Raw genomic sequence first — 19981 nt, 5'->3', positions numbered from 1 at the left:
GAAATTAAGAGATTGTTTTACGCAAGAACTCAACAACCGGTTCGCGTCGCCCTCACCTTGCGACAGGCCGCAAGCACCTCTTCCACGCCCACCTGCTCCATACAGGCAATGGTCCGGCAGTATTTGTGGTAGCCGAAAATAAAACAGGGGGAACAGGCCATTGGCTTCCGAACCACGGCAACCGCCTGACTTTCCCGGCACCACTTTCCGGCATCGCTGGGGCCAAACATCACCACGGCAGGGACATCAAATGCCGCTGCCAGATGAGCCAGCCCCGAGTCGCCCCCCACAAACAACGCCGCATGCGACAGAATTTCAGCGGTTTGTGAAATCGTCAGCCGCCCAGCCAGCACCCTGATGCGATCCGGCCTCCCGCATTGCTCAGCCACCCGGTTTGCCAAAGCCCGGTCATCCCGCCCCCCGACCAGCCCGACGAGCGCCTCCGGTTCAGCACAGAGCCCGTTCACCAAATTGACGAACCGGGAAAAGGCCCACGTCTTGTATCGCATGGACGCTCCCACGTGGACAAGAATCAGCGGCGGGTTCTGCACTGGTTTACGTATCAGAACCGCGGCCTCATCCGGCAGTTGACTGTCCGGGACCGTCAGACAACCGGATACCTGGCCCTGACCGGAAATACCAAACAGGGCCAATAACTTTACAAACTCATCCGCCTCATACCCCTCCATGTCATAGGAGATCAGATGGGTGTAAATGGGGTTGCGTCCGGGATTGATTTTGTAGCCGATCCGGATCGGCGCCCGGCTCAGCCCCGCCATCACGGCTGAGAAGTAATGAAACTGCTCTGAATCTATCGCCACATCATATCCACCTGACCAAAGTCGACACAACAAACGCAAAGGATGGGCGTCATAGGTGAAGACATTGACGGGAAACTTCGAGAGTTTGAGGATGTCCTCGTTGCGTCGCTCACAGATCAGATCAATCTGCGCCCCGGGACAGGCGGCATGGAGCTTTCTTAACATGGGCTGCAAAAGGATCATGTCCCCCAACCCGCCCGGACGGATCACCAGGATGCGCTTGATCCCCTCCGCATGACATTCCCTTGCGGCCGCCTCCCGATGCAGCAGATACAGAATCCGGCCCCCGGCCCAGCAAAGGAACAGGCCCACCGTCGCATCCAATAGCTTTAAGAGGCGTACACTCATGATTTCCTGCGCCTGGAAACAATCCATATCATAATAATCAACCCACCGAGGGTGGTGGCCAGATAGCCTACGATATCACTTCCCGTTGTTCCATAATAGAGTTCCACCTCCGCCTGATCGGGGAACACACACATAAAGCCAGGCGAGACACAATAGACCTGTTTTGCGCCACGAACCTTCCAATTCGGGAACCAGGTCACCTTGATGATGTGGGGAAGCCCCAGCGCCGTAGTCCTGAAACGAATCCGGTCATCGGTCACCACCTCGTCACTGATGCACTGTGTGCCGGCCAGGGATATCGGCTGGCCACCCCTCGCCAGTTCCGGCCTGTCCACGGTCATCCCGGGCATTTTCCAGATCACGAATTGATCCAGAGCCTTTACATCATAAAGCCACGCCAGGGAGCGCTCCTTCCACCGGTCGGTGGCCACCACCTTCGGGAGGCGGGGCGGGATGAACACATAGCGCCCCTCATGGGTCATCAGTTCATAAAGTTCCCACTCCTCCTCGCGGGCCATAAAGCGCCATTCCTTCATGGATCGCAACGCCTGCCGGGTCAGGGTACTTCGCGCGATAAAATGCTTAACGTTGAACAATTCCAGATGCCGGGTGGCCCGGGTAAAATCAAAGGTGGCCGGGATTACGATGGGAGGGAACCCGGCACAGGACGGGGAGCTTTCACCCTGTATGTAATACGAATACATGGAACCCAGCCCCGAATTGACCAACCCTCCCTCAAAAATGGGTTTCCCGATCAGGTGAGGAACCAGTTCAAAGATACGGCTGGACCCCAATTGATTGTTCTCCTCGCACAGGTCATTTGCCAATCGTCCGGGCGAACCTTTCAGAAGAGGAATCAATTTCGTGAACACGGCCGCTGACGGTTTGGATTCCAAGCCTGAGAAATTCCATTTCGCCCAGGCGTGCGTCAGCCCCGGGGCACCAATCCCACCGATCGATTCGCTCAACACCACCGCTCCGAGAACTGCAGGGACAAGCAAACAGACCCACACCCGCCCCCGCCTTGTCCGCTCAAGCAATACCCCCGCTCCAACGGCGCCAAGCGCCATGAGGGCAAAGAAAATAAAGGGCCACAGGCGCACATTTACAAATACTGGCGAGAGTGTCTGCCCACCTTTAAACAGGACCACACTCACCGCCAGCATCCATGCCAGCAACCAGACCACCGGAAGAGAGCGCCGAATCCCGGCTACCAGGGCGACTCCTGCAAAAATCAGTACGCCCACACTGTATTCAGGGAAGGATCTCACGAGTGACAACTCCCAGTTGACCCCGAAATCCATACTGCAGTCCGATTTTGCGATCAGCGGGATCAGCCACCACCCCATCAGCAGCAGGGCCAAGCCCGCCTCCACCGCCAACACCCTGAGGCCTCGCAGGAATGAGGGTGTTTTGGGGAGCACCGGCACAATCGCCAGCGTCACGAACATGATCACGGACGTAAAGAAATGCGACGCCAGCACCAGCACAAACAGCAGGATTGTGCGCATCCTGACCTCCCCGTCCGAAATATCCTTTGCCCCATAGGCCAGGGCTGGCAGCATGAGGGCAAAACTCCAGCTATTGGCAATCATCCCCGCCAGGGTGCTGGACGTATTGACGCCCCACATCGTGTGGGACTGCACAAACAGGAACGGCACCATGGCCAAGGCCATCACGAGCGGACCGGGCCCCGGGACCCGCCACACCCGGGCGGCCCAATAGGCACAGCAGGGCGTCAGCACCATCCCGGCAATGCTCACCACCTTGAAGGCGATATTCAGCGGGATCAGCACACTCAAAAAAGCGGCCGACATATAGGGAAGGACAAAATAATACTGGAACATCGGGAACCCGCACCACCACCCTCCCGCCCAGGAAATAATCCGCCCATGATGGAGCAGTTGTTCCTTCAAGTGACTGACCAGATAGAGGTGGGCTGGGGTATCCCCTCCTACGGGAGTGGTATTCCGGATCAAATCCACGGGAGAAAACTGCCAGAGCGTGAAGACACACAACCCCGTCAGGACCGCGGCATCAAAAAAAGATCCGGTCGCGGTGAGGGGGATCGGTAGACGCCTCTGCCTGAACGTCAAGGTTAACCATCCCAGTAAGAGAAAAGCCGAAAGCGCGCCCCAGAACCAGTACGACTGCCCGACCCATTGGGCCTCAGTCACCGTGATCTCGCTCGAAAACGAAGCGGCTTTCCCTTTCCCTGTGGGAGGGGCGCTATGCGCCGCGACAGACTGTGCACGGTCCTGGGTTGACGTCGCGGCGCATAGCGCCCCTCCCACGGGGAAGGAGCCTTGCACCTGCTCCACAAGCGCCGTAACGGGATAAGTCCCCCCGGGCATTGAGGTGTGGTTTATCAGGGTAAAGGATTCAAGCCGAGGGGCATCGGGTTCCAGCAGCACTTTCCGCGACCCCGTTTCACAGGAAAACCCCGCCGGCAGAATGAGACTGATACTGACTTCAGCAGGCTCGTCCTGCAGTAATATCAGCTGAACCGCGATTTTGCCCGTTCGTCCTACCGAAGCAGAGGACAGTTTGCCGGAAACCCAGGCATCATCATTCGTCAGCGTCGCCAATGAAACCAGTGGCATCACCACCAGGTAGGCCGCCAGTAGAGTCCGCCAGGCGGACAACAAAGGCAGGTGCTTAGGCTGTAGGCTGTAGGCTATTAGACTATTTCTCATAGTTTCACCTAACAGACTACAGGCTAAAACACTACAGCCTAATTGATCAGGCGGACGGTGCGGTTACCCTTTTCGATCCAGCCGACAATCACGGGCTTGGAGCCGGTCTTGCGGAGAATGGTGATGGACTTCTCCACATCCTGCTTCTTCACCACCACCACCATGCCAATCCCCATATTAAAGACCCGGTACATCTCCTCGCGGTCCACTTTGCCCACGCGCTGGATAAACTGATAGACCTCAGGCACCGCCCAGGAGGCCCGGTCAAAGACCGCATTCACCGTATCAGGCAATACCCGCGGTACATTATCCGGGAACCCGCCCCCGGTGATATGCGCCATGCCACGGACCTTGACGGATTTCATCAGGGTGGTGACCGGCTTCAAATAGCTCCGGTGCACCGCCAGCAACACCTCTGCCACCGTCTTGTTCGTACCCGGCAGCCGATCGGTGATTTTCAATTTGGCCTTCTCGAAAATGACCTGACGCGCCAGTGAATAGCCATTGGTATGCAAGCCTGACGAAGGCAATCCAATCATCACATCCCCGGGCCGGATGGATTTACCGGTCACCACCTGCCGGCGATCCACCTGTCCAACGATGGTCCCCACCAGATCGTACTCCTTCGGAGGGTAGAGGCCGGGCATTTCCGCCGTCTCCCCGCCCAGCAAGGCACAGCCATTCTCGCGGCAGGCTTTGCAAAGGCCGCTCACCACCTGCTCAAAGATGGGCCCGTCAAACTTGGAGATCCCGACATAATCCATGAAGAACAAGGGGACCGCGCCCTGAACCAGAATGTCATTCACACAATGATTGACGATATCCTGACCAATGGTGTCATGCTTGCCTGCCATCGCGGCGATCTTGAGCTTGGTCCCGACCCCGTCCGTACTGGCCACCAGGATCTTGTCTTTGCCGGGAGAGGCAAAGAAGCCGCCAAATGATCCAATTTCATTCAAAACCCCAGAGGTCCGGGTGGACTTCACCATCTTCTTGATGGAGGCGATCCCCTTCATCTTCTGGTCAATATCCACACCCGCCGCCGCGTAGGCAGATTTGTTCTTTGTCGTCACTTTTTTCATAACTTCAGGCTCCTTTAATACAAATTCAAGACTTCACCACTAATTTGAGAAATGGAAGATATCCAGATAAGGATTTTGAATCCCGCGTATGCGGGACTCGCGAAACACGCAAAGAAAAGCAAATTCCAAGGGAAGTCGTTTTGCGATTTTTATAGCTGGCGTAACCGCCAGATATAAAAATCGCAAAACATTATCCTTTGTCCGGATTTCTTCCATTTCCTCAATCAGTGGTGAAGTCTTCTTCTTACAATCCGACGGCTTTAAAAGTCCGGTTAACATCCTTGAAATGGGTCGCAAGATCAAACACTTTGTCCAAATCGGCGGCCGTCACCTTGGTCATGATCTCTTTGTCAGCCTCGATCAGGGCGCGCAAACTTTGTTTGGTATTCCATGAGGCCATGGCGTGGGTCTGCACCATCCGGTACGCCTGCTCGCGGGTAAACCCTTTCTGCGTGAGCATCAGGAGCACCTGCTGGGAATGAATCAACCCGTGGGTCAGGTTAAGATTGGCCTTCATCTGTTCCGGCGACACCAGCATATTGCGGGTCAGCTTCTCCAGCCCGACCAGCATGTGATCAAGGGCAATGGTGCTGTCGGGCATAATGACGCGCTCCACCGACGAGTGGGAGATATCCCGCTCATGCCACAGCGCCACATTCTCCAGCGCCGCAACCAGGTTTCCCCGCAGCAGCCGGGCCAGTCCGCACAGTTTTTCGCCGGTAATGGGATTCTTCTTGTGCGGCATCGCCGAGGAGCCCTTCTGGTCCTTGCCGAAATACTCCTCCACCTCCAGCACTTCGGTGCGTTGCAGGTGCCTGAACTCCGTGGCCCAACGATCGACCGAGGCGCCAACCAGGGCCACCGCCGACATGTATTCCGCATGCCGGTCGCGCTGCAGGATCTGGGTGGAAATGGCCGCGGGCTTGAGCCCGAGCTTTTTGCAGACATACTGTTCCACAAAAGGATCGATATGGGCGTGGGTCCCCACCGCCCCTGAAAGCTGGCCCACCCGGATCACTTCACGGGCCGCCTCGAGGCGTTTGACCGCGCGGCCGAATTCATCATACATCAAGGCCATTTTCAGGCCGAAGGTGATGGGTTCAGCGTGAACCCCATGGCTCCGTCCGATCATGGGGGTCATTTTGTATTTTTTGGCTTTGGCCGCCGCCGCTTTCCGCACCGCTTTCACATCGGCAATCAGAATATCCATGGCTTGGACCATCTGAACGGCCAGGGCGGTATCCAGCACATCCGAACTGGTCAGCCCCCGGTGAATGAAGCGGGAGGAGGGGCCCACATGTTCGGCCACATTGGTGAGGAAGGCGATCACATCATGATTCACCTTTGCCTCGATCTGATTGATCCGTTTGACGCTGAAAGCGGCGCGGGACTTGATGCGTTTCAGATCTGCGGCCGGGACCACTCCGAGCTGATGCATGGCCTCACAGGCCAGGATCTCGATGTTCAGCCAGATTCTGAATTTGTTTTCGTCTTCCCAAATATTTCCGATTTCAGGACGCGTATACCGTGGAATCATATGTCGTTCTCCTCTTGAAAATGCGGTCGAAGCCTAGTGAATTTCGCCCCCCGATGCCAGCAAATACGCACATAAATGAGATGAAGAGAAGCGGGACTTCACCACTGATTTAAGAAATGAGAGAAATGAAGACTTACGATACGATAATGTTTTGCGATTTTTATGGCTGGCGAGTACTCCAGCCACAAAAATCGCAAAACGGTGTCATGGCCCCCCTGAAAAACCGTTGCGGCCATTGTGTTCGGGTACCCACGAACACAATGGCCGCAACATTATTCGTTTCTACTGATTTCCCCCATTTCCTCAATCAGTGGTGAAGTCTTTTTCATTCTAGCGTAATTCGTCGCCATTCCAGCTTATCGGAATTTCCGAAGTTTATGAGATACCCAACGGACAACTTGCTTGCCTTGAGGTAGTTCATAATTTGCGCCAGATGATCATGAGTCAAAATGACTGTAGCCTTGAGTTCGACGATCACTTTATCGAAGGCCACGATATCCGCGATATAGGTCTTTCTCAAAACAGAATCTTTGTAATACAGCTTCAATTCATGCTGGGACTGATGAGGAATACGTCGCCGCTCTAACTCAATTTCCAGTGATTGCTGATAGACCTCTTCTAGAAAGCCGTACCCCAACGTATTGTAAACCTCAAATGCGGCTCCCATGACTTCGTACCCCTCTTTTTCCAGCATACCCACCTCATTAATTTATACTTATATTTGCTATTAGTATAATAGATACTGAGGGCTAAATCAAATATTAAAATCCCCCTTACCCCCCCTGAAGAACCGTTGCGGCCATTGTGTTCGGGTACTCACGAACACAATGGCCGCAACATTATTCGTTTCTACTGATTTCTTCCATTTCTTCAATCAGTGGTGAAGTCTTTTTTCTTTTCAGAACATATGAAGCAGTGCGGATTGCGGGTGAGCGGGACTTCACGGAATTTCATGGTGAGGGCATTGAAAACCAGAAGGCGATTGGTGAGAAGGTCCCCCATCTTTAAGAGATACTTGATGGCCTCCATGGCCTGGATGGCCCCGATCACGCCGGGGACAGGGCCCAGGGGCCCCGCAGGGACACCGGCCGGCGGCGGCGCCTCCCCGAACACGCACCGGTAGCAGGCCGATTGACCCGGCAACACCGTCATCACCTGACCCTGGAACGCCAGGATCCCGGCATGTATATAGGCCTTTTGATAGGCATGGCAGGCTTCCGCAATGACAAATTTCGAGTCAAAGTTATCTGTCGCGTCCAGGATGACCTGATACTCCTTGAGCAGTGCCCCCGCATTTTCAGCTTGAAAACGGACCCGATAGGGAATGACCGATACGTCCGGATTCAAGGCGTTTATTTTACCGGCAGCGGACTCCACTTTCGGCACGGTGAGGTCCGCGGTTGAATGCAGGATTTGACGCTGAAGATTGCTCAAGTCAACCACGTCGGAATCGACCAACCCGAGTTTACCTACCCCTGCGGCCGCCAGATACAAGGCCGCCGGCGAACCCAGGCCGCCGGCCCCGATTACCAACACACTCGAAGCCAGAAGTGTTTGTTGTCCTTCAACTCCGATCTGGGGAAGGGTCAAATGCCGGGCATAGCGGGAGTGTTGAGCGGTGGTTAAACCCATACAGTTATCACTCTCGCTGTTCCCTCGCACCAATCCACACCCTCACCCCCACCCTCTCCCCTGAAGGGAGAGGGAGAATCCGATCACGGGGTTGGCTCACTTTTGGCGCTATCTTTTTTCGCCTTGCTCGCCACCTTCAAGGCCGCGGCCTTCTCTTTTTCCGCCGCCTTTAAGGCATCGGCCTTCCGCTGATCCCGGGCCTGTTTCGATTTAAGAAGATGTCCCTGGCTCAGCGACGTTTCTTCCGGCATGCCTTCCTCGCTTTGAACGGTGCGGGGATTGGCCAGACCCACCGTGACAAAGATAATCGTCTCGGTCTGCAAATGCTGCTTATGGGTATGGGTGAACAGGAGTTTCCCGATCAGGGGAATATCGCCCAGTAACGGGATCTTGATCACATTATCCTGATCGGTGGTTTCCGTCAGACCGCCGATGGCCGCGGTCTTGCCGTTTTCCAAACTGAACACCGTCTTGATCTTCTTGGTGGCCTCGATCGGATACTTGGTGCCATCCGGCGCATCCAGATCCTTGACATACCGGCTGAGCGTGGGCGAAATCCGTACCGAAATGTTGCTCTGGTTATTGATCGTCGGCGTGACCTCCAGCGAAATTCCGAACTCGAAATACGGCTTGATGGTGTCCAGGGCATACGTGGTTGAATTCGCCTGCCCCTGCTGGCCCGCCGTCACGGTTCCCTTGATATTGGGCTGATTCTGCCCGATATGGATCGTCGCGGTCTCCTCATTTGCCACAATAATCTTCGGGTTCGACACAATGGAGATCCCGTTGATCTGCTGCAACGCACTCAACACCACGCGAAATTCATCCGCGCTCAACACCGCTGTCCGCACATCGGTAATGGTCTGATCCCGGTTTTTCGTCAAATTCTTTGTGTAATCCATGCTTTTCTTAATGGAATCGGACGTCTGTTGCCCCCCGCCGGCACTCACTGTACTGGACAACCCGCCCACCGTGCTATTCGCCTGGACAGAACTGTTGTTGCCATTAAGGACATCCGAGGAGCTTCGGGAGTCGGTCTGAGCACTGCCTGACTTATTTCCGTTCACCTTGGTCACACTGTCATTAAGCGTCCGGGTCAGGGAGGCGGCTCCGATTCCGTATCCTTCCAGGACCTGCCAATTAACCCCCAGATCCTTGATGGCTTCATCCGATAGCTCCAGGATTTTGGTTTCAATGTAAACCTGCTGGCGCGGCACATCAATTTCCGTGACCACCTTGATGATGGAACTCAGATCCGCGGCCGTGGCCCGGACAATGAACGCATTGGCATTGGGAAACGCCGAGACCGAGCCGCCCTTACCGAGCATGGTCTGCACCACCACAACCACATTTGACACCTGGGCGTAATTGAGAAAGATCGGCTGGGCGATCAGGGGTTCCGCGCCGGGGACCTTGGTCATGACGCTGTAGATTCCTGATCCCGGGACTTTCTCGGACACCATCAGGCTGTACATGTCCAGAATGGAGTCCAAAGCGGGCTTCCACTCCACATCCTGCAAATTCACCGTTACCTTACCTTGAAGGTTCGTCGACGAGGAAATAATATTGGCCCCTGAAATCCGGGTAAACAGACGCACCACATCCTGTAAGGGGACATCATCCAGAGAAATCGAGATCAAGTTCTGTTTTTCAGACACGCCCGTAAATGACGCCACCGGCATCAACTCCGCTGAGGTGTCCGCAGACGTCACGACATTGGATACGGAGACCTCGCCACCCTTCTGTACGACGATGTCAACTGCACCCGTGGCAATGACTGTCACCAGGTTATTAGTCACTCCCCCGGAAGACGGGGCTACTCCCGTCGTCTCCACGATGACGCCCTGAGGGGAGACGACGGTCTCCTGCAATACCGCAGCCTGCTGAACCGGGGCCAAGGTATCTCCTGCCGTCCCCGCAATCGGCATGGAAGCCATGTCCGAAAGCGTCACAAACTCGGTATCAGGCGTCGAGGCTACGCCTTGCGGCCCGAATGTGGCGCCTAAACTTATCCCGCAGGACAGCAGGGTAATACATACAAATGACAGTAATCGTTTCATAGTTCAGCCTTTCCTCTTAATACGCAATTATGCGGTAAAACCGGTTTGTAACACCCAGCACCGTGGTGTCAGTGCAATTCGTGATCATATCCAAGCCCATGACGGCGGAATAGCCCGGCAGATTCGCCCAGACCGTACTGGACGACAGCGTGCCGGCGTATTGCACCGCATAATTCCAATTCAACCGGGCGAACCAGGTCAGGGTGAAACTCGTATTGGTACCCGATGACGTCATGGCCGTTAGTTGCGTGAGCCCGTTGGTCGCGGCCGCCGGATCCACCTGCACCATCAGGATGCGATTGTGGGAAGTGTCCGCAATGTAAAGATAACCCCGCGAATCCCACTCAACGTCTCCCGGATGACTAAGCACATTACTCCCCACTAGACTCGTCCAAGTCATTGAGGTCATGTCCGAAAAGGCGACACGGCTGTCATAATTATTCGCCACATACAAGTTGCCATTCCCTATCGTCATGCCGCCAGGATCCTGCAAACCTCCCTGGCTGGCATCCCGCCCACCTAGCAGCCCAAGATATAGCCCCGTTTTTGCGAATTTCTGAATCCGGTTCAGCCCGTTTGTCTGCGTTCCATCATCAGAAACATAAAGATTATCTGCGCTATCTATATGCAATCCCTGAGGATATTGAACTTTTCCGTCTGTTGGCCCGTTTGTGACGAACACCGACCATACTCCTGAAGTGGTCATTTTTTGCACACGATGATTCCACGTATCGGCAACATAGAGGGTAAATGCGGAATCTACAGCGACATCAGCAGGTCCGTTAAACTGCCCCAGTGCAGAGCCCGACACAAGCGTATTGGACCCAATAGCAACCCATTGTCCGTTCGTGGCAACACGTTTTTGAATACGATGATTACTTTGATCTGCCACAAAGAGATTTCCAAGTCTATCAACCGCCAAACCATTTGGTTTTTTGAATTGCCCCAAGGCCGTTCCAAACTTGCCCCAAACCGTCCACTGCTGGCTCAGCGCATCATACATTTGAATGCGGTCATTATAGGTATCCGATACAAAGAGGCGATGCAGGAGATCGGAATCCAATCCATGGGGCAGGTAGAAATCACCGGCATTTGTTGTGACTGTACCTCCAAAAACATCCGCCCGGTAGTAAGTGCCGAGCAGTTCAGTCACATGCTGATCTGTCACTATCGCGGTCTGGCTTCCTGGAGCCAACCACCCCCCATTCACCGGCTTGAATTCGACGGTATAAGTGCCTAATGGCAAGGGAATCAATGTGCCACTATTCGTCCAGTCCCCGCCGGAGACACGCCATTGCGCTCCCGTGGCAACCGCTTCGGCTGGCAACAAATCCACAGCCAAACCCGCTACCTGTGAATAGAGCCCCGTAACCACCATCAGTGCCTGATTGGTAGGAGTGACCGTAATGTTGGAGGGTGTAATCCAGCGAGATAGAGGCAGGAACTGAATCGTATGAGTCCCCATCGGCAACCCGCCCACCACCGCACCACTTACCTGCCCGGTGCCCCCATCCACCTGCCATCGGGCTCCTGCCAGTGTTGCCGCAGCGGGCGTAATGATCGCAGAAATACTGGCGGTCATGAGGGTGTAAGCGGTCACATAGGTACGAGTCTCTCCCGGATTCAAAATTATTGGCGGCACCAACGGCGGCTCAACATATCCAGGAACAGGACGATAGGAAACATTAACAACTCCGGCATCCAGGTTGGACATGACCATGTTATTAGTCATCCAATCTCCGTCGTTGACTCGCCAGGCCGCCAGAGGCGGTATCGGCACATTATTGAAAGAGATTTTAAGGGCTGATTTTTGAATATAGAGCCCATTGGTCGTGATCGCCCGGCCATTGGTCAGAATGAGCGACAGGGAGTTCGGCGTGGTCCACCCCGGCACCTCCTTGAACATCACCGTATGCGGCCCGGCCTCAAGTCCCTGCAAACTGACCCCGCTATTCTGCCAGGTGCCGCCATCCAAAGACCATTGAGCCCCGCCCCCGATTGCCTCATCCGGCTGCAGCATCACCCGGAGGGAAGGCGGCGAAATGATGGCCCCCAGACGGGTAAGCACATTGCCGTGTTTGACAGCCGCATGCCGCCATTGTGCATTCCAGTCGCTCTCGTAGGTGAAATCCTGAAAGCCGGCAGGCTGGTTGAATTCGCTCAGCGGGAACAGGTTGGTGTTTGCCTGACCGTCATCAAACCGGAAATAATCAACCAACCCGTTCGTATCCAAAGCCGAGATTACACGATTGGTATTGGCTTGAATTTGGGCTCCTGTCCTGACCTTATTCCAGAGCCTGACTTCGTCAATGGCGCCCCCGAAGTCCTCCCCGATCCTGACGAACGTTTCCCCGCCCCGCCCACTGATAGGGGGACCATCGTAAAACGTGTTCGTACTGGCTGCCACAAAGCCATTGGTGTAGAGCGTCAGCGCCGCACCCGACCGGTTGTAACTGGCGGCCAGATGAGTCCAGACCGTTGGCGCCACCGTTCCTGCCCGGACAAGATACTGCCGGCCATCCGGCCAGATATAGCCGGCATACATCCTGAGCCCGCCCGTCCCATTGGGCTCAAGGCCCATCACATAGTTAACCGCCTGGGTTCCACCCGCGAGGTTTTCCACAACACGACGCACAATGATCCCGGCTCCATCGGTGACATTGGAAGGCATGACCCATGCCTCGAGGGTCCACTCCGGCATCCGCTGGTTGATGTTTACGGGAATCTCCAAATAATCCCCGCTACTCCCGGCAAACACCACGGCCAGTGAATTCGTGGCAGGATCCACCGCATTGATGGGACTGGTTCCTGCACTCTGCTCTTCATTATCAGCAAAGCCGTCATCATCGGTATCCACAATATCCGGCCGACTCCCCTGCAGTTGTTCGATGATATTAACGACCCCATCGCCATCCCGATCTTCCTGGCTATCCAGTACACCGTCCGCGTCAGAATCAGCAAATCGGGGATTAGTGCCGGCCCAGAATTCATAAATATTAACCAAACCATCCTTATCAGGATCCCCCTTGGCTCCATTTATGCCATCCTTCGCCCCAGGGGAAGATTCGCCCCGGGTGCCATCATCCCAAGGATCCAGCCCATGTATCAGTTCCCAGGCATCCGGCAGGCCATCGGAATCAGAATCATCGGCCCCGCGTTTGTCCACCCCATAGACTATTGCAGGATCATTGGTCACAAACAAAAATGAATTTGTAGGTAATGCATACCCTCTATCGCCGAAACGGTAATCCTCGGTCGTAGCACGTAACAACCCACTCTTTGCGTGCCGGGCAAAATCCTCAGCCGAACTCCCGCCATCATCAAACCGGTAGTAAGCCAGCAAACTATTCCGCGTGAAATCGCCGCTATGGTCTTTGTCATTCCAGTAGACCTGATCCACCTTGGCGCCACTCATCCCTGAAAACACATTCGAGCCATTCACGAGAAGGACATCCCTGGTGGCATCGTATTGTCCGTCACCGTTATCGAGCCAATAACTGCCAGTTCTCGTATACACGTTAGTCAGAGGAACCCCCGGTTCGCGCTCAAAAATACCGCCCCCGTTCACAAGAATGGTGTCGGAGTCCGTTTGATGGATCCACACATCGTCGCCATTCACGGGCGGAACCAGTTTGTGCGCATATTCAGCGATCTGCGCAGATGTTCGGGCCAGTCCCCAGATCCTCACCTCATCAAGAAGCAACTTATTGACGAACGACCCATTGGGTGATTCCGCCAACGTCAACCGGTTGGACGCGGACTGCATATAAACAGAGAAGGATTCAGTCAGCTGCAAGGGCGACATTGACAACACCCCGTCAACGTACAGGCCTAAATTATTATTCTGATGATCCCACACCGCTGCCAAATGAACCCACCGATTGGTGGGTAATGGATTGGCGGAAACCATCACTGGATTATATGAGGAATTATCCGATACGAGAACCGGAGCGTTATTAGACAGGGAAAGTCGATAGACGGTACACAATTTTGTCCCTCTTCCCGTCTGGAAGTTAAACAGGTTCCCCGTCAGATTGGTCGCCAGCAATTTCACCTGACACTCCAACGTCCAATCACGTCGTTGTAAGTCCGGCCGCCAGCCTGCGGAAATGGCTGAAGTTTCAGGTTCCGGATCAGGGATGGCAATCCCGTTTTGACTTATGATTAAAGCGGATCTCGGAATAAACGGATCGCAGGAATCCACCGGACTCGACGGCAAAACGGAATTGGTTGGGCTGACCTCAATCGCATCAGGAATCCCGTCATCATCGGAATCGTAACCGATATCCACATCAGAACTGGCCAGCACGTTAGTCGAAGGCCATGCGCTTCCAAGGGTCTCCCGGCGGCTGATCCCCGTCCCGTTCCGCGGGTCGCCGATTTCCCGTTCCGAAGAGGCCGTGGTTGCGGTTACGTTGGTATTGATCCATCGCCACTGATAGGTGCTATCCACGCGCCAATGATACAAGTTCGGATTGGTTTCATCTCCGGTCCCATTGATGTAAGGGAAGGAAGCGGAGCGGTTGCCATCCTGCCCGAAAAATTCATCAATATTCATCAAACCATCATTGTCAGGATCACCAAAGGGGCCATCAGTCCAAGAGCCATCAAACCCGTCATTGCGAGGATCAAGACCAAACTGGACCTCCCAGCCATCAGGAAGCCCGTCGTTATCGGTATCGTGCCCCGGGGGCAAGACCTCATCGGTATATGCATACCCAGTTCCCTCCGTGGGATCGGTCCATTCATGAGCTCTCAATGAGGCTCGATTGATGGAATCGGGAATGGTCAGATTCATGGCCAGCCCCAAATTTAAAGCCTGTCCGCCGCATGTCACCATGGTGCAAAGCCGATACGTTTTCCCTTGGAAGGTATAAGGGTGAAAGGCAAAGGGGACTCGCCCGCTCCAATTCCACAGCCACCCGTTTGTGGATGATTGATGGAGGGCCGCCAATAAACACTGTTCCCGGAAATTACTGAGACCATCCCGATCGGAATCTTCCTGCGCAATAGTTGTGTCAATGGCCACGCCTAACGCAGGCACCGCCGCCAGCGTCCCGGCACGGGGATCGATCCTGTTGGCCGGGTCATACCAGGCCGCTTCAAAACTATCGAGCAACATATCGAAATCAGTATCAACATCGATGGGATTAAGATCATCCGATACGAGGGCCTGCGGATTCATCTTTCCTCGTTTAATCGAGTCGACGAACTGATCAAACACCATTCTCGGATAGCCATCCACCCCACAATACTCCTGCCAATCCGACAAACCATCCCCGTCAAAATCACTTGAAGGAGCGTTAGACACCGTGGCATTCATGCCGGTCAGTAAGATCGGATCGAAATAGCGGCATTCCCAGCCATCATCCATCTTGTCCCCATCCGAATCCCAGTTGGCGGGACTCAGCAGGGCGAGCGGGAAAACGCCATTCGTCCCCGTCACAGAGAGTTGATACTCTTCCAGGTTTGAAAGGCCATCCCCATCCGGATCATTCGCCCCTGTGAAGGCGAGCGGATCAACTTCATTATAAAACCAGTGGGTCTCCCACCAGTCAGGGAGGCCATCCTTATCAAAGTCATCCGTAATGTTCACCCGCTTGCCAACCACTGAAGCGCCCAACAAAAAGGTCACACTCGCCACCCCTTTAGGTTCCCCGAAGTCATATACCCCGTTGGAGTCACCATCAACCCAGGCCACGACGGTATAAGCCACATCCGGAGGAAAGGGACCTGGAAAGCTGTAAGCGTACAGACCCCCAAGCGGCAACACCCCGTTCGTGATAATCAAGCTCGCCACGGTGGCGTCTGCAGACATAACGCTAATCGCGATCTGTCCCGAACCAGAGCCATCCCCGGGCGGCGGCCCCAAGCCGAAAGGAGGCGCCAGATTTTTCCATGTTGAGACATTATTAATGGTCCCGGAAATGCCTTGGGCGAAGGTGGAGCCGACCCATGCCAGCCACATCAACAGGACCAGCCCGAAGGCTAGCCACTTCCGCAGCCTGTAATGTCCCATATTGGTATTATCGCACATGATTTCCTCCTTCAGGCCATCACCGCCTGCCGTCCAAACAACGGGAGCATTTAGGGCTGCTTGATTACCAAACTAAAGGCGGTCCCCGCACTGTCGGTAACGGTTACTCCGCTATCCCCCGGGTCAGCACGCTGATAGAGGACTGAACTCCCTGTAGAACCATTGATCAGCGCCCCCTTACTAAGATCAACCACAAACCACTTGTACGGAGCCACCCCTCCGGAAACGGTCAATACCGCTTGATTTTCGTATTGAAGCAGGGTGCTTGGCGATGCACTGGCGGTCAAGGGCGAAACGGCTGAATCGCCTGATCCCGAAATCTTGGCGATGGCCGCATTGCCATTGCGGTCGTAGGCAATGATGTCATTTTTTCCCACAGCGGTAACCGTATAAACCCCCTGGCCGCCACTGGCAGATATCGCCCCCTTGGAGGAATCGGACACATCCCAGGAATAAGGCGCGGTCCCACCGCTCATGCTGAAGGAGGCCTTCTCCCCCACTGTGCTCAGGGTCGCCGAGGACGGAGTCAACGTTACAACGACCGGGCCTCCATCCCGGGGAGCGGACACATACGGGTGACTCGCAAAGTAAGCGTCCAGCTCGCCATTATCCCCGCTTCCGCCATCATCACAGCCCATCGGGATCACGAGCGCTAATAAGGCAACCATCACGGCACTAAGCCAATATTTGATTTTTTGCATACTTCACTCCTTTTGCATGACCACTCACACCGGCGCTGACGGAGCAGCGCCCTCCATTTAAATCTAACAGCCTATCCACCTTCTTGATCACTCGCCTCTGACGTCCAATTTCTGAAAAGAGACCCCCTCTTCGCTAATTCCAACGACGCGCCAGCGATACAACCGTCCAAGATACTTCACTGAGACCACATTCCCCGTCTCAACCACCCTCCCTGATACAAGAGCCAAAAACTTGGGAGCGCCGGAATCTTTATCATGGACCAAACTAATTCCCCGGATGTCCACCTTCTTCCTGGCCTCTTCCCACAATGGAACCCTCATCGATTCAGGCGCCGACGGCTCCGTCAGTGAGGTTTTTCCCGGGTTCTTCCCTGTGGTTTTTTGAACCTTCTTAGGCGCGTATCCTACAGGCCAAAAGGGATCTCGCGGTTTCGCGCCGTCAAGTGAGTCGCCGGTCGTTTCTGGCAAGGCCACCCCCCCGGCCACAGCCCCCTCCTCAGCCGTCGTGGCCTGCGCGTCGCCCCGGGGGATCAGTAACAGCCATCCCATGATTAGCCCGCATAGGACCACGAAAGAAAGCCGGTTCATCTCCCCCCCCCTTCTGAAGGAGTTGCTTTTTCGATAGGCCATTCCACTTGAACCACCAGTCGCTGCTCTTCTGGATTATCTGATTGCCCCCCGATGGTCATGTCGGTGACGCCAAAAAAAGCGTTACGCGCCTCCATTTGCAACAGGAAGTGAGTAATCGCCTGATAGGAGCCGTAAGCGCTGACCTGAACCGTAAATAATTTGAAGGATTTCAAAGGGGAATTCTTGGATTTTAGCGGAATATCGATCACTCCAATTTCGCGGGTCGACTCAATCCGGACCCCAGTCGCACGGGCGACTGACTCGATTTGTTCGCTTACCCCAACCAGATAGGAACCTAAAATCGGCCGGAAAATATTCTCTTTTTTTATCCTCTCAACCTGCGCGGTGACGTCATCATAATCCTTTTGTATCCCAGGGGCATAATCGAGTTCCCGCCTCGCTTTTTTCAGCTTATCCTGTAACTCAACAAGCCTGACTTCAAGCTCCCTCTTTGCGTCCAGCAAAGGGAATAATCCCCACTGAATGACACCAAAGAGAATAACGATCGCCACAACGCCGCTCAGGACGAAAACCACCATGCGATCTTTTTTTGACTGGGGAAGCTTCATTCGATCAGCCTTGGATAATATTTGCAAACAACTTCAAAAATCCGATCACTTTTAATCACAGGGTCCTGTCGGAATGCGCCCGGAGGCAGGATCGCTGACTCCACAAACTGATTGAATGGCTTCTCTTTGAATCCATTGAGGAACTCGACCACATTGACCTCCGATCGATCGGCGGACGCCCGGCCGGAAAACTTGGCTTCAAACACACGGGTCGGGGTATTGTTGGATACCAACAACACTGCGTGAGTTATTCTAATCTCCGTTAACTGAATCACCGCCGGGACTATACTCCCAAGGGATTCTAACTGCCCGCCCCAGGCAATACGGGCCTCACGCCACCCCTGCAGCGCCTTCAACGTATCGGCCCGCTCCGAGAGTTCTTTTCGCACTTGAATGGCCGCCTTATACTTCGGATCCGCATATTTCCATTCATTGTCGAGGGCATTTACCTGATGCTTAATCGAGCTATATCCAACCGTAAACATCACGACCCCAAATACAGCGAGGAACAAAACCGCACCGATCGCAACACGCATCATGAGCCCAAAAGAGACTGGACTGGCACTGCGCTGCTCGTCTTTATAGATTAAATTAATATGCATCGGTCAGCCGATCTTCATCATGGATAGTGCCGCTCCCACTGCGGCCGAAAACCGTGGCTCCTGGCCCTTGAAACCGTCAGGAATCGCTCCGGGCTGAACCACCAAACCCTCAAATGGATCCCATTTGGCTGGAGCCAAGCCGGTCGCGGTCTCCAACTCTTGCGACCATAGGCGCATTCCCACCCCGCCTCCACACACATACAATTTTCCAATATGGGTATTCTCGCGACGCTCAACAAAATCCCACGAAATGGTCAATTGCTGTAAAAAAGGCTCCATGGCCTGATGCACCACTTTGGTCACATCAAAGGAACCATCCGTCAATATCCCCATCGCCACATCCTGCTCGACCCCTAAACTATTCTGTAACTTTTTTAAAATATGCCAAGCCCCAAAGTCGAATTTGCGGACAAGAACCAGTATGTTCTTGTTTAAAAACGCAACCAGGGTCCCCTCCGCTCCGAAATCAACCAGCACACTGCACTCCTCTGCATTATCTTTGCCGCACACGCGACTAAACGCCGTAAGACTGGCTAATCCTGATAATTCGAGTGAACACGGGGCAGGGATTCCGATGGGGAATGACTGACACAGTCTGCGGGCAACGGTATCAGGAAGTGCCGATGCCAACGCCCGTACCTCACTTCGATTTTCAAAAATGGTTTCGTACCCCAGTCGATACCCCACATCATCACTCAGTCCCATTAGCTCAAGAACATGTTCATTATTTGACTTCCCCGAATGTACCGGAAACGTCAGTAATTTAACAATTCCGCCCCCTGTGGAAACCGCCATGGCCACATAGCGAGCTCTCAGGGATTTAGGAATAGGGTAAGGCACAATCGGCACTTCCTCCGATTCAGGTCGGTCAATCGCGGGAAGAATATCCACCGCCGTTACGGTGGGCACCCCATGGATCAGTTTTACTCGCACCGCCTTGGTGCCAGACGTCCCGATGTCGAGGCCTAATACGTCAGAATAGTTTCGCCGAAAAACAGTTGTGATATCGGTTAGTTTTTTCATACCGGAAAAACCTGCCTGCCGCGAATATTGTACTTTTCGATTTGACTCCATAATAAAAGCAGAACATCACCTCCTCCGCAAGCATAGTTAAACCACTAATCATCCCAGGGTCTATCAATTTGACTTCATAAGCACTTGAACGGCAGAGGGATGACTTTGTACTGGACAAGTTTACGTTTTTTTGCTTCCCTAACCGTGGGATGAAAGCAAAAACAAAAACACCAAAGAAGGGGCGCAGCCCTG

At 54.2% G+C, this 19981-nt stretch carries 13 protein-coding genes; all 13 read right to left on the bottom strand.

Translation table 11 applies throughout. The annotated features are described in order from the left end of the window. Window positions 1–29: 29 nt before the first annotated feature. A complete protein-coding gene (locus tag WCS52_18135; protein ID MEI6169104.1) occupies window positions 30–1169 on the bottom strand; it encodes a glycosyltransferase family 9 protein in 1140 nt (379 codons plus the stop codon). Beyond that, entirely contained in the window at window positions 1166–3865 is a 2700-nt protein-coding gene (locus WCS52_18130; protein MEI6169103.1) for a hypothetical protein, read from the bottom strand. The genes WCS52_18135 and WCS52_18130 overlap by 4 nt, the downstream gene beginning before the upstream one ends. Before the next feature lie 38 nt (window positions 3866–3903). Next, window positions 3904–4947, bottom strand: coding sequence for a phosphoribosylformylglycinamidine cyclo-ligase (gene purM, locus WCS52_18125; GenBank protein ID MEI6169102.1), 1044 nt, complete (start codon window positions 4945–4947; stop codon window positions 3904–3906). Window positions 4948–5191: 244 nt separating this feature from the next. Continuing rightward, the gene (gene purB, locus WCS52_18120; GenBank protein ID MEI6169101.1) at window positions 5192–6484 is read right to left on the bottom strand and encodes an adenylosuccinate lyase; all 1293 of its coding nucleotides are present in this window, start codon (window positions 6482–6484) and stop codon (window positions 5192–5194) included. 325 nt (window positions 6485–6809) lie between these two features. Continuing rightward, the gene (locus WCS52_18115; GenBank protein ID MEI6169100.1) at window positions 6810–7178 is read right to left on the bottom strand and encodes a GxxExxY protein; all 369 of its coding nucleotides are present in this window, start codon (window positions 7176–7178) and stop codon (window positions 6810–6812) included. A 176-nt stretch (window positions 7179–7354) separates the two neighbouring features. Next, a complete protein-coding gene (locus WCS52_18110; GenBank protein ID MEI6169099.1) occupies window positions 7355–8116 on the bottom strand; it encodes a HesA/MoeB/ThiF family protein in 762 nt (253 codons plus the stop codon). A gap of 83 nt (window positions 8117–8199) precedes the next feature. Further along, on the bottom strand, window positions 8200–10176 hold the full coding sequence (locus tag WCS52_18105; protein MEI6169098.1) for a secretin N-terminal domain-containing protein: 1977 nt from the start codon (window positions 10174–10176) through the stop codon (window positions 8200–8202). A gap of 16 nt (window positions 10177–10192) precedes the next feature. After that, window positions 10193–16213 carry a LamG-like jellyroll fold domain-containing protein gene (locus WCS52_18100; protein ID MEI6169097.1) on the bottom strand — a complete coding sequence of 2007 codons (6021 nt, stop codon included), beginning with the start codon at window positions 16211–16213 and terminating at the stop codon, window positions 10193–10195. A 50-nt stretch (window positions 16214–16263) separates the two neighbouring features. Further along, window positions 16264–16914 carry a hypothetical protein gene (locus WCS52_18095; protein MEI6169096.1) on the bottom strand — a complete coding sequence of 217 codons (651 nt, stop codon included), beginning with the start codon at window positions 16912–16914 and terminating at the stop codon, window positions 16264–16266. An 87-nt stretch (window positions 16915–17001) separates the two neighbouring features. Further along, window positions 17002–17502, bottom strand: a complete 501-nt coding sequence (locus WCS52_18090) for a hypothetical protein (protein MEI6169095.1) — start codon at window positions 17500–17502, stop codon at window positions 17002–17004. Next, window positions 17499–18113, bottom strand: a complete 615-nt coding sequence (locus WCS52_18085; protein MEI6169094.1) for a hypothetical protein — start codon at window positions 18111–18113, stop codon at window positions 17499–17501. Before WCS52_18085 ends, WCS52_18090 begins: the two co-directional genes overlap by 4 nt. Then, window positions 18110–18715: a hypothetical protein gene (locus WCS52_18080; GenBank protein MEI6169093.1), complete on the bottom strand. Its 606-nt coding sequence runs from the start codon at window positions 18713–18715 to the stop codon at window positions 18110–18112. Before WCS52_18080 ends, WCS52_18085 begins: the two co-directional genes overlap by 4 nt. A 3-nt stretch (window positions 18716–18718) precedes the next feature. After that, on the bottom strand, window positions 18719–19738 hold the full coding sequence (gene pilM, locus WCS52_18075) for a pilus assembly protein PilM (GenBank protein ID MEI6169092.1): 1020 nt from the start codon (window positions 19736–19738) through the stop codon (window positions 18719–18721). Window positions 19739–19981 lie beyond the last annotated feature (243 nt).

The organism is bacterium (assembly GCA_037128595.1).
GTDB lineage: Bacteria > Verrucomicrobiota > Kiritimatiellia > CAIKKV01 > CAITUY01 > JAABPW01.
Note: the sequence above shows the minus strand (reverse complement) of the source record. Positions and strands in the feature narration are given on the sequence as shown.